Below are 15,436 nucleotides of genomic sequence, written 5' to 3' on the forward strand. Positions count from 1 at the left end.
CGACTCGCTTCTGATCTGCGGTTTCCATGTTCGATCACAATCGGGGTGGACGCCTCAGGTCAAGGGTCAGCGGGAAGTCTTCCGAAGGATACTCTTCGGCCAGGCGATAGTTTCCGGCCGTATGGCCTTGGCCTTCGAAGCGCGCCAGCCTGCGGGCCTCGGCTTCGTTGGAGTTGACTGGGAAAGTATCGTAGTTGCGGCCGCCGGGGTGGGCGACGTGATAGATGCAGCCGCCGATCGCCCGGCCGGTCCAGCGGTCGTAGATGTCGAACACCAGCGGCGTGTTGACCGGCAAGACCGGATGCAGACCGGACGCCGGTTGCCATGCCTTGTAGCGCACGCCGGCGACGGCCACGTCGCGCGTATCGGTGCGCCGCATCGGCACCATGCGACCGTTGCAGACGATGGCGTGGCGTTCGGGATTGAACCCCTCGGCGCGGAGCTGTAGGCGTTCCACGGAGGAATCGACGAAGCGCACGGTGCCGCCGATGGCGCCCTGTTCGCCCATGACGTGCCACGGCTCCAGCGCCTGGCGCAGTTCCAGCTTCACGCCGCCATATTCCACCTCGCCGCAGAAGGGGAAGCGGAATTCGAGCTGGGCGGCGAACCATTCCGGACGGAAGGTAAAGCCGTGCTGCTTGAGATCGTCCAGCACGTCGAGGAAATCGGCCCAGACATAATGCGGCAGCATGAAGCGGTCGTGCAGCGAGGTGCCCCACCGCACGAAACGGCCGTCGAGCGGCGTCTTCCACAACCGCGCGATGATGGCGCGGACGAGAAGCTGCTGGGCCAGGCTCATGCGCGCATTGGGCGGCATCTCGAAGCCGCGGAACTCGACCAGGCCGAGGCGGCCTGTCGGCCCGTCGGGCGAGAACAGCTTGTCGATGCAGATTTCAGACCGATGGGTGTTGCCGGTCATGTCGACGAGAAGGTTGCGGAACAGCCGGTCGACCAGCCAGGGCAGGGGGGCGGAGCCCTTGTCGGGATGCGGAACCTGCGACAGGGCGATTTCCAGTTCGTAGAGCCCGTCGTGACGGCCCTCGTCGATGCGCGGCGCCTGGCTGGTAGGCCCTATGAACAGGCCGGAAAACAGATAGGACAGCGACGGGTGACGCTGCCAATGGAGCACAAGGCTCTTGAGCAAATCGGGCCGGCGCAGGAACGGGCTGTCGTTCGGCGTCGCGCCGCCGACCACGACATGGTTGCCGCCGCCTGTGCCGGTGTGGCGGCCGTCGATCATGAACTTGTCGGCACCCAGGCGCGACTGCCGCGCCTCTTCGTAGACGGCTTCGGTAGTGGCGACGCATTCCTGCCAGTTGGCGGCGGGATGGATGTTGACTTCGATGACGCCGGGGTCGGGGGCGACGCGAATGACGTTGAGGCGCGGATCGTGCGGCGGTGCATAGCCTTCGATATGCACCGGCAGGCCGAGCTTCTTGGCGGCGGCTTCCGCGGCGGCGATCAGTTCGAGATAGTCTTCGACAGCCTCGACCGGCGGCATGAACACGCTGAGGCGACCGTCGCGAGGCTCGACGGAGATGGCGGTGCGGACCGCGCCGCCGATTTCGCCCAGCGCCTGCTCGATCCGCTCCTGCTGCGGCGCCGCGGCAGTGAAGGAGGCTGCCGTCTGCTCGTGTTCGGCATCGGTCAGCAGTTCGCCGGGCAACAGCTTGTCGTGGCTGGGAAGCGCGCCGCGCTCGACCGAAGGATCGACCGGCACGACATAGGGGTATTGCGCCGGCGGCACATAGGGCAGCGAGCCGAGCGGCAGGCGGTAGCCGACCGGAGAATCGCCGGGCACGAGGAAAAGGCGCCCGCGTCGCGTCGTCCACTTTTCCGAACGCCAGCGCTGGCCCGTGGCGGCAGCGTTCCAGCGCTGGACGGGCAGCACATAGCCCGAAGGCGTCGTCAGGCCGCGTTCGAAAACGCGCGCCATGCGGTTGCGCTCCTCGGGGTCCTCCAGCTTGGAATTGGCGGGATCGACATTGTCGGGCAGCTTACCTTCCTTGAGCAGCCACTCGCCTGGATCCTCATAGGCTTCGGCGATCATCGTCGGTTCGATGCCGAGCTCTTCGGCCATGGCGGCCATCAGCTTCTGGGCATCGTCCGGGGTGACGCCGGCATCCTGTTTCTCGCGCGCGATCAGCGACGCATCGCTCCACACCGGTTCGCCATCGGCGCGCCAGTAAAGCGAAAAGGTCCAGCGAGGCAGGCTTTCGCCGGGATACCATTTGCCCTGGCCGTAATGCAGGAAACCGCCCGGCGCGAAGCGGTCGCGCAGACGGCGGATCAGGTCGTCGGCCTTTTCGCGTTTCGTCGGGCCGACGGCCGCCGTGTTCCATTCGGCGGATTCGAAATCGTCGATGGAGACGAAGGTCGGCTCGCCGCCCATGGTCAGGCGAACGTCTTGTTCCTTCAGCACCGCGTCGACGGACTTGCCCAGGGTATCCAGAGCCTGCCAGCTCTCTTCCGAGAACGGCTTGGTGATGCGGGGATGCTCGGCCACGCGCGTGACGCGCATGTCGAAATCGAATTCGACATTGGCGAAGCTCGCGAGACCGCTGATGGGGGCGGCGTTGCGGTAATGCGGTGTTGCGGCCAGCGGCACATGGCTTTCGCCCGTCAACAGGCCCGATGTCGGATCGAAGCCGATCCAGCCGGCGCCGGGCAGGTAGACCTCGCACCAGGCGTGCAGATCGGTGAAGTCCTGAGCTGTGCCCGCCGGACCGTCGAGCGAGACGAGATCGGGTTTGAGCTGGATCAGATATCCCGAAACGAAGCGCGCGGCAAAACCCAGATTTCGCAAAACCTGCACCAGAAGCCAGCTCGAATCCCGGCATGAGCCCAAAGCGCTTCCGAGTGTCTGGTTGGGCGTCTGAACGCCGGGTTCCATGCGGATGACATAGCCGATTTCGCGCTGGATGCGGGCGTTAAGCTCGACGAGAAAGTCGACAGTGTTGCGCGGCGTGCGGTCGATGGAGGCGAGGAAATCGACCAGAAACGGTTCGGCGGGTTCCGGTGCGCGGTAGATCGCCAGATCTTCGCGGATATCTTCGGGATATTCGAACGGGAAGGTTTCCGCACTTTCCTCGACGAAGAAGTCGAAGGGGTTGTAGACGGTCATGTCAGCAACCATGTCGACTTCGATCTTCAATTCCATCACCGGCTCGGGAAAGACAAAGCGGGCAAGGAAATTGCCGTAGGGGTCCTGCTGCATGTTGACGAAGTGGTTCGCCGGCGAGACCTTCAGCGAATGCGACAGAACCTTGGTGCGCGAATGCGAGGCGGGGCGCAGTCTTATGACCTGCGGACCCAGCACCACCGGGCGGTCATATTTGTAGTGGGTGAGATGATAAACGGCCGCGAGAATCGCCATAAGGTTCCTGTCGTGCGCTGACTGTAGCTGCTGCGCTTAGCTTCACACAGGAACCCCTCCTACTCCAAGCGCTTATTGCAGCGCAGCACCCGTCCGGCGCTTCCGGTTTCCGCCTAAGCGGTGGGAAAAACCTTCCAGCGTCGCGGACGGAAGGCGATACGGCTCTTCTGCGTCGCTGCATGTTCGATCGGCAGTTCGATCTCCACCCGCTCGCGGCCACCGCCGATTTCCAGCTCCACCCGCCGCGTGCCTGCAACACGACGGCTTGCCACGACGGTGCCGGCGATGCAGCCGCCGCAGTCGTCGAGCAGGTCGACCTCATGCGGACGGAAATAGAGCGTTGCCGGCCCATCCGGCTCGCCTGACGTGATGGGCAGGCCGATTGGGCGGTCCGACACCCAGACCTGACCGTTTTCGACCTTGACGGGAAGCGTGCTGGAATCGCCGATGAACCCGTAGACGAAGGGCGATGTGGGGTGGTCGTAGACATCGTCGGCGGTGCCGACCTGTTCGATCCGGCCCTGGCTCATCACGACCACACGGTCGGCAAGCTCCAGCGCTTCCTCTTGGTCGTGGGTGACGAAGACGGTGGTGTGGCCGGTGGCCTCGTGAATCTCGCGCAGCCAACGGCGCAATTCGCGGCGGACCTGTGCGTCGAGCGCGCCGAACGGCTCGTCGAGCAGCAGCACTTTGGGTTCGATCGCCATGGCGCGAGCCAGCGCCACGCGCTGCCGCTGCCCACCGGAGAGCTGCGCGGGATAGCGGTTTTCAAGGCCCGGAAGCTGGACCAGATTGAGCAGTTCCGTTGCACGGCGGCGGATATCTGCCTTGGACGGCCGGGTCGCACCGGGCCGGACCTTGAGGCCGAAGCCGATATTGTCGGCCACCGTCATGTGCCTGAAAAGAGCGTAATGCTGGAACACGAAGCCGACATTGCGTTCCTGGATGGAGCGATGCGAGGCGTCCTGGTCGCCGAAATAGATCTGGCCGCGCGTCGGCTCCTCCAGTCCGGCGATCAGGCGCAACAACGTCGTCTTGCCGGAGCCGGACGGGCCGAGCAGTGCGATCAGCTCGCCGGACTTGATATCGAGAGAAACGTCGTGCAGCGCCGGAAACGTGGCGAATTCCTTGCGGACGTTGGAAACGCGAACTTCCATAAAATGCCTCTGTCAGTGCCCGCGCGTGGCGGCGATTTCTGCGCCGTACCGCATTTCGAGAAGGGTCTTCAGGACCAGCGTCACAAGGGCGAGACCGGCCAGCAGGGAAGCCACGGCGAAAGCGCCGACGGCATTATATTCATTGTAGAGAATTTCGACATGCAGCGGCATGGTGTTGGTCACGCCGCGTATATGGCCGGACACCACCGACACCGCGCCGAACTCGCCCATGGCGCGCGCATTGCACAGCAACACGCCATAGAGCAGGCCCCATTTGATGTTGGGCAAGGTGACGAACCAGAAGGTCTGCCAGCCATTGGCGCCCAGCGACAGCGCTGCCTCCTCGTCGCCGGTGCCCTGTTCCTGCATCAGCGGGATCAGTTCGCGCGCCACGAAGGGGAAGGTCACGAACACCGTCGCCAGCACGATGCCGGGCACGGCGAAGAGGATGACGATACCGTGCATCTTTAGCCACGGTCCGAGGAGGCTGGTGGAACCGAACAGCAGAACATAGACCAGGCCCGAAATGACGGGCGAGACCGAGAAGGGCAGGTCGATCAGCGTGATCAGGAACGCCTTGCCCTTGAACTCGAACTTGGCGATGGCCCAGGCGGCGGCCACGCCGAAGACGAGGTTGAGTGGCACCGAAATGGCGGCGACGATCAGCGTCAGCCTGATCGCGGACAGCGTGTCGGGATCGGCGATGTTTTCCAAAAACGGCGCCAAGCCGCGCGAAAACGCCTCGGTGAAGACGATGACCAGCGGCATGACCAGGAAGATGGCGAGGAAGGCGAAAGCCACGCCCATCAGGATGATCCGGGTGATCAACCGCTCTGCCGTGGCGGCCGATCCGGTGGCGTAACGGCCGGGATTGGAGGAGGTCACCTGTTCAGCCATAGCGTTTGCGGCTCCATGACTGGATCAGATTGATGACGAGCAGCATGGCGAAGGACAGGCCAAGCATGATGGAGGCGATGGCGGTCGCAGCCGCATAGTCATATTCCTCGAGCCGGATGACGATCAGCAGCGGCGCGATTTCCGACACATAGGGCAGGTTGCCGGCGATGAAGATGACCGAGCCATATTCGCCGACACCACGGGCGAAGGCGAGCGCGAAACCCGTGACGATGGCGGGCGCCAGGCCCGGCAGCAGCACGCGCGAAATGGTCTGCCAGCGGTTGGCGCCAAGCGTGGCGGCTGCTTCCTCGACCTCCTTGTCGATCTCCTCGATGATCGGCTGCACGGTGCGCACGACGAAGGGCAGGCCGATGAAGATCAGCGCAATGACGATGCCCAGCGGCGTATAGGCGACCTTGATGCCCAGCGGCATCAGCAATTGCCCGATCCAGCCATTGGGGGCGTAAAGCGTGGTCAGCGCGATACCTGCGACCGCGGTGGGCAGGGCGAAGGGCAGGTCGACCATCGCATCGACGATGCGGCGGCCGGGAAAACGGTATCGTACCAGGATCCAGGCGACGATGGTGCCGAAGACGACATTGACGAGGGCCGCGACGATGGCCGTCCCGAACGACACTTCAAGCGCCTTGACGGTGCGTTCGTCGGTGGCAATGGCCCAGAAATCCGCCCAGCCAAGGGAGGCCGAACGCCACAACAGGCCGGCGAGCGGTATGAGGATGATCAGCGTGAGGTAGGCAAGTGAGAAGCCGAGTGTCAATCCGAAACCCGGAATGACACTCGGCGCCTTGAACCGCCACCCCGCCTGGGCGGGTGTTGTGCTCATGTCGTCTCTATGACCGCTCTTTATTTCGCAGGCTTGTATATCTGGTCGAAGATACCGCCGTCACCGAAATGGTAGGGTTGCGCCTTGGCCCAGCCGCCGAAGATCGGATCGTCTATGGAGATCAGCTTGAGTTCGGGCAGCTTCTGCAGTTCGTCGGCCGGGACAAGTTCGGGCTTGGACGGACGATAGTGGTGCTTGGCCGCAATGCGCTGGCCTTCCTCCGAGTAGAGATACTTCAGATAGGCCTCGGCCTGCTTGCGCGTACCCTTGGCGTCGACATTGGCGTCGACCACCGTGACGGGCGGCTCCGCGAGAATCGAGGACGGCGGGATGACGATGTCGAACTGATCGGCGCCGAACTCGTCGAGCGCGAGATAGGCTTCGTTTTCCCATGCCAGCAGCACGTCGCCGAGGCCGCGCTGGGCGAAGGTCACCGTCGAGCCGCGCGCACCGGTGTCGAGAACCGGAACATGGGTGAAGAGGTTGCCAATATATTCTTTGATCTTGGCTTCGTCGCCACCATACTGCTGATGCGCCCAGGCCCAGGCCGCCAGGTAGTTCCAGCGTGCGCCGCCCGATGTCTTGGGGTTCGGGGTGATGATCTGGACGCCATCCTTGACCAGATCGCCCCAGTCGTTGACCCCCTTTGGATTGCCCTTGCGCACCAGGAAGACGATGGTGGACGTGTATGGCGAAGAGTTGTTGTCCAGCCGACCGCGCCAGTCGGGGGCGATTTTCTTGGAATTTTCGACGATGGCGGTGATGTCGCTTTCCAGCGCCAGCGTCACCACATCCGCATCGAGGCCGTCGATGACCGAGCGGGCCTGTTTGCCCGAGCCGCCATGCGACTGCTGGATGGTGACGGCTTCGCCGGTTTCCGCAAGCCAATGCTTGGCGAAGGCTGCGTTGTAATCCTTGTACAGTTCCCGGGTCGGATCATAGGAAACGTTCAAAAGCGTGGTGTCTGCGTAAGCCAGTCCGAGCCCGCCGAGCTGGACCATGCCCGCAACCACGCCAGCCAGGATGAAGCGCGATCGTAATGCAGCCATGGGTGTGCCTCCGTTGATGTCAGGCATACCCTAGTGATTTTATAGAAATTTGATTGCGCGGCTATTGCTAATTTCGAGCGGCGGGCGAAACGGTCATCACGTTTTTGCCAGAAAAGCAGAAAAAACCGTTCGGCGTGCGGGCACGCATCACTCGACGAAAATGCTGACGCTCGCCGATCTGCCGGCGGCGTCGATGACGGTGAGCGTTGATTGTCCCGCGCTGTCGGGGAGCCAGGTGGCCTCGCGCCGTCGTTCCACCCCGGTCAACGCCTTGCCATTGGCGAGCCAGCGGAACGGTGCGCGGCCACCTTGAAGCTTGAGCACCAGCGGCGATGTCTCCTGGATCGACACGCCGAGGTCTATCCGCGAACCGTTGGGTGGGAAGACGATCTGCGGCGCTGGTTCGGTGACGGAGGCGACGGTGGGCAACTGGTTCGGCGGTGTGAAGCGCGTCAGCGTCACCGGCAGCTGGTTGCGGGCCGTATGCAGCGCGCCGGCGGGTGCTCGGGGCAGCGCGATGCTGGGCAGGCCGGAACGCACGAAGCCTTCGAACAGGATGGGTGCTGCCGAAACATAGCCGGACAGGCCGGGCACCGCGCCGGAATCCGCGCGGCCTGCCCAGACGCCGAGCACATAGCGGCCGTCATAGCCGACGGACCATGCGTCTCTGTAGCCGTAGGATGTGCCGGTCTTGTAGGCGATGGCGCGCGCGGGCGCGCCGTCGGGAGGGCGGACGCCGAGAAGGATGTCGGAGACCTGCCATGCAGCCTGCTGTTCCAGCACAATGCCGTTGGCGAGCGACTGCGGTGTCTCTGCTTCGGTGCCGTCGCGCAGGGCCTTGGCGGTGCCGCCATTGGCAAGGCCGGTATAGAGCTGGACGAGGTCGCGCAAGGTCAGCCCGACGCCGCCCAGGCCGATGGCAAGGCCGGGCGTCTCGCCGGGCGGCAGGGAGGGGGTGACGCCCGCCTGTCGGAACCGTGCGGTCAGGCGGGCGGGGCCGACCGCGTCGAGCAGGCGGATGGCCGGAACGTTGAGCGACAATTGCAGCGCCTGCCGGATCGTCACATCGCCCTGATAGCCCATGTCGAAATTCTTCGGCCGATAGCCCGAGAAATCGGTCGGTCGGTCCTCGATCATGGTCTCCTGCGCGATCAGCCCCTGTTCGAAGCCGAGCCCGTAGATGAAGGGTTTCAGCGTCGACCCGGGCGAGCGGCTGATGCGGGTCATGTCGATCCAGCCGGAACGGCTTGCGTCGAAGAAATTGGCCGAGCCGACCGCGCCGAGAATCTCGCCGGTGCGGGCATCTGCCAGGACCATGGCGACGGAGATGCGGTGGCCGAGCTTCGTCGCGGCCTCGCGCGCCACCGCTTCCAGCCCCTGCTGGACGCTTTTCTTGAGCGTGAGCTGGTGGGTTTCCGCTTCCGGTCGATTGCGCAACGCCGCCTCCGTCGCATGGGGGGCGAGCGAGGGCAGGGCAAGGCGATAGGACGGCACGGTTTCCAGTGCGGCGCGCGCAGCTTCCCGTTCCGACAAATTGCCGGCATGCACCATCCGGTCCAGCACGCGGTCGCGCGCCTTGCTCGCACCTTCGGCGTTGCGGTCGGGCCGGCGACGCTCGGGCAGTTGCGGCAGCGCGACCAGAAGCGCCGATTCGGAGACGGTCAGCCGCTTGGGCTCCTTGCCAAAATAGGCAAGCGACGCCGCGCGGACGCCTTCGAGATTGCCGCCATAGGGCGCAAGCGTCAGATAGCGGTCGAGGATGTCGCGCTTGGCCAGCCGCCGTTCGATCTGCAGCGCGCGGAACATCTGCCTTGCCTTGGTGAACAGGCTGCGGTTGGCGCGCGGCTCGATCAGCCGCGCCAATTGCATCGACAGGGTCGAGCCGCCGGACACGATGCGGCCATTGCCGGCAAACTGGCCGGCAGCGCGCAGCAGGGCGATGACGTCGACGCCGCTGTGATTCCAGAAGCGCTTGTCCTCATAGGCGACCAGCATGTCGACGAATTGCGGGTCGACCTGCTCAACAGTCGTGTTGAGACGCCAGCGTCCGTCTGGGGTGGCAAAGGCGCGCAGGAGCTGGCCGTCGCGGTCGACGACCTCCCTGGAGGTCGAGGTCTTTTCCGGCAGCGGGGGCGGGTAGGCAGCGTCGAGCGCGAAGAATCCACCGACGCTGACCGTCGTCAAGGCGGCTAGAGAAGCTGCAGAGATTGCGATCCAGCGAAACGTTTTGGGCCGCATGGGGTTCAGCCCGCTGCCGGAAGGTGAAATTCCGCTTTCGGCTGTCGTGCGATCGCCCCCTCACCGGTTTGCTTCGCAAACCACTTCTCCCCCGCTTCGCAGGGGAGAGGAACCGCTGCTTCGTAGAGAGCGGGCAATGCAAGACGAGGGTTCCTCGCCCCCATGACATGGGGGAGAGGTGGCGAGCCCGAAGGGCGAGACGGTGAGGGGGACGACTGAACCGCGACCGCGTTTATCGTCATCCCGCTCACGGCTCGGTCACCTCCATCATGCCGGTGGCGGTGCGGGCGGAGAACTGCGGACGGTACATGTCCTCCACCTGCGCGGCCGGATGAGTGTAGATGCCCGGCGTGACCGCGCGGACGACATAAGCGAGGGTGAACTCGGAATCTGAGCCTTCGCCCTGGTCGAGGGCCGCGACGAAACGGTCGTTGCGGAACTCGAGATGGGCGGCTTCCGTTTGCGCCAGCCAGTCGAAGTTCGACAGATCCGCGCTCGACACGAGCGAGGGGTTGTCGATCTCGAAGCCGGCCGGAAGCATGTCCGTCACCAGGAGCCGCGACGGCCAGTCATGCAGTTCGGTGACCTTGAGCACCACCAGGAACCGCTCGTTCTGAGCGGCCTGGGTGATGTTCGCCTCCTCGCCATCCATGCTGTAGTAGGTGCGTTCGATGGTGAAGCCGTCGCCGCCGGCCGGAAGCGGTTCGACCGGGGCGGCCACCGTTGTCACAACCGCCTGCAGCGCGCTTTGGCCGGTGTTGGTCACCGTGATCGGCTCGTTCAACAGGTCCGCGCCGCTCACCTCCCGTGCATAGGCGCCCTTATGCGCACTGCCATTGACGGTAAGCGCGATGGCGTCGTTGCCGGCCTTGAGCGCCCGCGCCGCAAGCAGCATCCAGGCATCGTCCTGGGTGCTGGTCCAGCGGGTCTTGGCGCGTTCGGCGGAGACGAGTTTCATCAGTTCCGGGATGACCGGCGGCACGGGCCGGCTTTCGGCAGCGAGCGCGAGGACGGCGGAACCGTCACGCAGGCGCGAACCGTAGTCGCCGCGATGCCAGTCATAGGTGGTGTTGGACTTCATCAGGCGAAGGGCCGTCGAGAAGGCCTGCTGCGACCGTTGGGCATCGCCGTACAGCGCAAGCGCGGCGCCGAGCTGGGCCACCGCCATGGGGCTGGAGAAGGCTTCGAGCTTGGTGTCGACATAATAGCGGAGGTCGCCGACGGAGGCCTTCTTGTTTCGGGCGAGCACATAGAGCGCGTAGCCGATCTCGCTGCCGCGATCCTCGACATCGATGTCATAGGAAAGCGAGTTCTGCAGGTTGCTGAGCGCCTGCATCATCGCACCCTCGGGCACATCGTATTTCTGTTCGCGAGCACGTGTCAGGAAGTCGGTGACGTAGGAATCCAGCCAGAGATCGCCGGAGCCAGGGCTCCAGAGGCCGAAGCTGCCGGCTGACGACTGATAGTTCATCAGGCGGTAGATCGCGCTCTGCACCCGCTCGCGCAGATCCGGATCGGCGGCCATGCCCGATTCGACGGACAAGTCGCTGACATAGAGCAGCGGCAACGCACGGCTGGTGGTCTGCTCGGCGCAGCCATAGGGGTAGCGGTCGAGGCTCATCAGCAGCGACGGCACGTCGAAGGCGGAGGTCTGCGAGACGCCGACGCTGACCGAGGCATCTTCCAGGATGCTGGCGGCGAGCAGTTCCTTGTCCACCCGCAGCGACCCGCCATTGCCGGCGAGGTCGACGACCATGCGCGTGGTGATCGGAAGCTGGCCGGGGCGGACGGGCAGAGACAGGTTCTGTTCGACGCTGAGGCCGTCGGGATGGGTGAGGCGCACGGTGATGCCGCCGGTCCCCGCAGCCTGTGCGTTCAGCGGTACGGTCAGCGTTTCGCGTTTGCCGGCGGTCAGGCTGATTATGGCCGGCACGTCGCTGACGGTCAGGCCGCCGCCGGTCTCGATGGCGAGCGCGTAGTCGCCGTCGGGCGCGTCGGTGTTGGCCACGTCGAGCCGCATGGTGGTGGCGTCGCCGGGGGCCATGAAGCGCGGCAGGCCGGCGGTGATGACCACGGGATCGCGAACGATGACATCGGTCGAGGCGTGACCTACGGCCGTCTTGGTCCAGGCCACGGTCATGATGCGCACCGTGCCGTTGAACTGCGGAATGTCGAAGGAAACCAGCGCCTTGCCCTCGGCATCGAGTTCGACGATGCCGGAAAAGAAGGCGACGAGCTTTTCGGTCGGCGGGTTGCCCTGGGCGGTGACCGCGCCGCCGTCGCCGCCGGTGCGCAGCTTGCCGGTCGTGCCCAGAGAGCCGTCGATCAGGCGGCCATAGAGGTCGCGCAGTTCGAGCCCCAGCATGCGCTGGCCGAAGTACCATTCCTCCGGATCGGGCGCGGTGTATTTCGTCAGGTTCAGGATACCGACATCGACGGCTGCGACCATGACATAGGCTTTTTCGCCAGCCTTCGCTCCTGCGACGGAGACGGGGATCGGCAGCATCTGGCGCGGCTCGGATTTTTCCGGCGGCGTCATCGACACATCGAGCTTGCGGGCGCCAGGGTCGATCTTCAGCCATTTCAGGCCGATGGCGCGGCCCGGCATGCGGGATTCGCGCGCGTCGCCCGGACGGAACAGCGTGGCCGTCACATAGGTGCCGGCGCCCCAATCCTCGCCCACGGCGATGTCGACGGTGCTGCCGCCTTCCGGCACGGTGGCCGTCACGGTCTTGAGCAGCGTTTCTGAACCGATGGTGACGAGAAGCTCGCCGGCAAAGCGCGGCGACACTTTCAGCTTGGCCACGTCGCCGATCGTATAGCTGTCCTTGTCGAGGGCGATTTCCAGCCCGTCGGGCGTTTCGGTCGAGGTGGCGGAGACGTACCAGCCCGCATCGAATTCATAGCTGGAAACCGGGCCTTCCGGATCGGCAGTCTCGACCTGAAGGCGGTAACGGCCCCAGTCGACCGGCATGCTGATGGTGGCGTCGCCATCGGCAGCGATATCGACCGTGCCGCTGGCAACCGATTTGGTCTGGGTTATCGGCTCATAGTTCCAACTGCTGCCGGAACGATACCATTGATAGTTGCGCTCGACCTTGACCAGCGACCATTGCGCGCCCTGCAACGCCTGGCGGGCGGCTGAAGGGTCTGCTGCCAGCAGGCTGAACTTGGCCACGCCGCCTTGGGGAACCTCGTCGCCCGAAAAATCCGGGCGGATGCCGATGGCGGTGGTTTTCGGCCGGATGGAGATGTCGAGGGAGCGTTCGACGGCACGGCCGCCGCCTTCGCGCATCCGCACCGTCACGCCGGCATTCACCAGCCTTGTGGTGGAGGGCAGTTGATCGAGGGTGAAGGGGAACGTGGCCTTGCCGTCGTCACCGATCACAGGCAGGTCTTCCAGCGGAATGCGCGTGGCGTCGCCCTGCTGCTCGTCGGCCAGGCCGAAATAATAGCCTTTGAAGCTGTCCCACTGGCGCGAGGTGGTCAGCGCGATTTCGCCTTCCAGCGCAAGTCCGGCGGCCGGTGCGCCATAAAGGAAGCGGCCGTCGATCTCGATAGTGGCGGTGTCGCCGGCAGCCATTTCCTTGCGGTCGGCGGTCATGTCGAATTCGATGCGGTCGGGCACGAAGTCCTCGACCAGGAAGTTGCGGCTGGCGACGGCCGGCTGCTTCGGGTCGGTGTAGATGCTGAAACTCCAGGTGCCGCGCATGGCCGAACTGGACAGCGCAAGCTGCGCGGCATGACCGCCGGCGGCTGTGCCGTCGGTGACGATGCGGCGATCCTCGACGCCGTCGGGCCGTGAGAAGACGAAGGTCAGCGGCAGGTTCTCGACCGCGTCGACGGCGCTGTCGCGGGCAAGGGCCGCGGCATGCACTGTCTCGCCGGCGCGGTAGATGCCGCGCTCGGTCCAGGCATAGACGTCGAGCGCGCCGGGCGAGGCGCGACCGGTGACGCCACGGTCGGACAGGTCGAAGCCGGCCCGGGTCATGTCGAGGAAGACGAAATCGTCGTCCGCTCCGCTGGCCATCAATGCTGCCGGCGCCATGCCGCCTTCGCCGCGAACGAGACCGGCCGTCAGCGTGGCGCGGCCTTCGGCGTCGGTGGTGGCGGTGCCGAGGATCTCATTGTTGCGGGCGAGCAGCGTCAGTTGGACATTGGCGAGGGGCTTGGCCGAGCCGAGCGAGCGGGCAAACACATGCAGCCCGTCCTGCCCGGTATAGGTGGTCAGGCCGATGTCGGATATGACGAACCATTGCGTGGCGCGCGAATCCCAATTGTCGGAACGGTCGTTCAGGGGCTGGGCGGTCAGCACGTAGACGCCCGGCTTGCGGTTGGGCAGGGCCTGGTCGACTGGGAAACTGGTGGTGACTTCCTTGTTGAGCTGGTTGGCGATCTCCATCTCGCCCTGCCAGACGGGTTCGCCCATCTGATCGCGGATGCTGTCGAGATCGTAGGAATCGAGCTGGCGCAGGAACTGATAGCCCGACAGAAGCTGCGCCAGCGAGCGGTCGCCGATGCGGAACACCTTCAGGTCGGCGGCTTCCATATTGATGCTGACGACGGGGATGCCACGGCGGGCGTGCGACGGCAACACGAAGGCATCGCCGGTGAAGCGTACGGTCTGGGCGCGGTCCTGGACATAAACGCTGAGCACAATCGGCGCGGTCAGCACCTCGCCGACAGCGGCCGGCAGGCCGGCGCGGAAGGCAACGCGATAGTGCTTGCCATGCTCGAGCCCGTCCACGCACAGCTGCTGGTCCTTGGCTTCGACGCCCTTGGGTGCCGCGTCATCCACCGTGACGAAAGGCGCGTAGTCGACTCCGGTTTTGACCAGTTGTTCCGAGAACTGGGCGCAGACTCGCGGCGAGGCGGTGTCTGCATCGATGCTGTGATCGACTATGCGGAAACCCTTGCGCGCCTTCAGGTCTTCATAGGCCGCGCGGACACCGGCATCGTTGGCGAAGGAGAGGCTCGCCTCATAGGCCTGCAGGGCAGGGCGGAACAGTTCGCGGCGGTCGAGCGCTTCGGCCAGGACGGCAAGCGCTTCGGCTCGGGTGTCGGCGGTGCGCAGCAGCAGATAGGCGTTGTAGGCCGCCGACGAGCCGTCGCGCTGGAATTGGACTCGCTCCTGTGCATTGGCGGGTGGGGTGGCCATGATGGACCGGGCGAGCTTCATCCACAGCGTGCCGTCGTCGGGCTGGATGGCGATGGCCGAGGTGAATTTTCCCATCGCGTTACGGGGATCGGCGGTGCGCATGGCGTCATCGCCAGCCTGGGTCAGGCCGCCAAGGCCCTCCGCGCCGACCGCGACTGAGCCGTTGGTCAGGCTCGCGCGGTACATGCGGGCTTCGTCCACCATCCATGCCGGCACGAAGCTGAGAGCCGCGGGCGCGCCGATGTCGGGCTGGCTGTTGAAGGCAACGATCTTGCCGGCGACCGCGCCGTTGAACGGCTTTATCGTCGCGAAATCTGATTTGAGGAAACACCACTTGGCTTTGGTGTTATAGGTAAAGGAGCGGCATTGGGTGTCGCCGAGACATGAGGTCTTGCACTGGTCGAGCGTAACGTTCTGTTCGGATCTGAGGTCGAAGCCGAAGTAGTCGCTGTTTTCGGTGGTCACCACCATGCGCGGCTCCGCCGACTGCGCCAGTGCGCCGGAAGAGAACAGGGCGGCAAACAGCGCCGTCGCCAAAACCGTTTTGAAGAACCTCATCGTCCCCTCCCATCACGTCCACGCAGAGACCTGCATGTTCCGCTTGTCTTATACCGTGTCAATATGGCCGCATGCGGGAGAAACCCTATCCCCATATCAGAAGACGTGCTTGTCTTCGAGCGTGCCCATGATATTCCGCATTCCGGAATGATGGCGTGC

Annotated in this window: 7 protein-coding genes; all 7 read right to left on the reverse strand. The window is 64.7% G+C overall.

Features of this window, described 5'->3' with window-relative positions:
* Positions 1-34 precede the first annotated feature (34 nt).
* A complete protein-coding gene (locus tag ICI42_RS08385; RefSeq protein WP_188164100.1) occupies positions 35-3,376 on the reverse strand; it encodes a transglutaminase family protein in 3,342 nt (1,113 codons plus the stop codon).
* A 113-nt stretch (positions 3,377-3,489) separates the two neighbouring features.
* Positions 3,490-4,533, reverse strand: coding sequence for a sulfate/molybdate ABC transporter ATP-binding protein (locus ICI42_RS08390; RefSeq protein ID WP_188164101.1), 1,044 nt, complete (start codon positions 4,531-4,533; stop codon positions 3,490-3,492).
* 12 nt (positions 4,534-4,545) lie between these two features.
* On the reverse strand, positions 4,546-5,430 hold the full coding sequence (gene cysW, locus ICI42_RS08395; protein WP_188164102.1) for a sulfate ABC transporter permease subunit CysW: 885 nt from the start codon (positions 5,428-5,430) through the stop codon (positions 4,546-4,548).
* A complete protein-coding gene (gene cysT, locus ICI42_RS08400) occupies positions 5,423-6,274 on the reverse strand; it encodes a sulfate ABC transporter permease subunit CysT (RefSeq protein WP_188164103.1) in 852 nt (283 codons plus the stop codon). The genes cysW and cysT overlap by 8 nt, the downstream gene beginning before the upstream one ends.
* 20 nt (positions 6,275-6,294) lie before the next feature.
* Positions 6,295-7,323, reverse strand: coding sequence for a sulfate ABC transporter substrate-binding protein (locus ICI42_RS08405; protein ID WP_188164104.1), 1,029 nt, complete (start codon positions 7,321-7,323; stop codon positions 6,295-6,297).
* Between the two features lie 147 nt (positions 7,324-7,470).
* Positions 7,471-9,561 (reverse strand): penicillin-binding protein 1C, encoded by a 2,091-nt coding sequence (gene pbpC / locus ICI42_RS08410; RefSeq protein ID WP_188164105.1) that lies wholly within the window; start codon positions 9,559-9,561, stop codon positions 7,471-7,473.
* Between the two features lie 247 nt (positions 9,562-9,808).
* Positions 9,809-15,277: an alpha-2-macroglobulin family protein gene (locus tag ICI42_RS08415; RefSeq protein ID WP_188164106.1), complete on the reverse strand. Its 5,469-nt coding sequence runs from the start codon at positions 15,275-15,277 to the stop codon at positions 9,809-9,811.
* Between the last annotated feature and the right edge of the window lie 159 nt (positions 15,278-15,436).

It is taken from the genome of Oryzicola mucosus (assembly GCF_014534685.1).
Classification (GTDB): domain Bacteria; phylum Pseudomonadota; class Alphaproteobacteria; order Rhizobiales; family Rhizobiaceae; genus Oryzicola; species Oryzicola mucosus.

Bases quoted from the DNA above. Each gene is read 5' to 3' on its own strand.
- ICI42_RS08385 (WP_188164100.1), bottom strand. From the start codon at position 3,376: ATGGCGATTCTCGCGGCCGTTTATCATCTCACCCACTACAAATATGAC.
- ICI42_RS08390 (WP_188164101.1), bottom strand. From the start codon at position 4,533: ATGGAAGTTCGCGTTTCCAACGTCCGCAAGGAATTCGCCACGTTTCCG.
- cysW (WP_188164102.1), bottom strand. From the start codon at position 5,430: ATGGCTGAACAGGTGACCTCCTCCAATCCCGGCCGTTACGCCACCGGA.
- cysT (WP_188164103.1), bottom strand. From the start codon at position 6,274: ATGAGCACAACACCCGCCCAGGCGGGGTGGCGGTTCAAGGCGCCGAGT.
- ICI42_RS08405 (WP_188164104.1), bottom strand. From the start codon at position 7,323: ATGGCTGCATTACGATCGCGCTTCATCCTGGCTGGCGTGGTTGCGGGC.
- pbpC (WP_188164105.1), bottom strand. From the start codon at position 9,561: ATGCGGCCCAAAACGTTTCGCTGGATCGCAATCTCTGCAGCTTCTCTA.
- ICI42_RS08415 (WP_188164106.1), bottom strand. From the start codon at position 15,277: ATGAGGTTCTTCAAAACGGTTTTGGCGACGGCGCTGTTTGCCGCCCTG.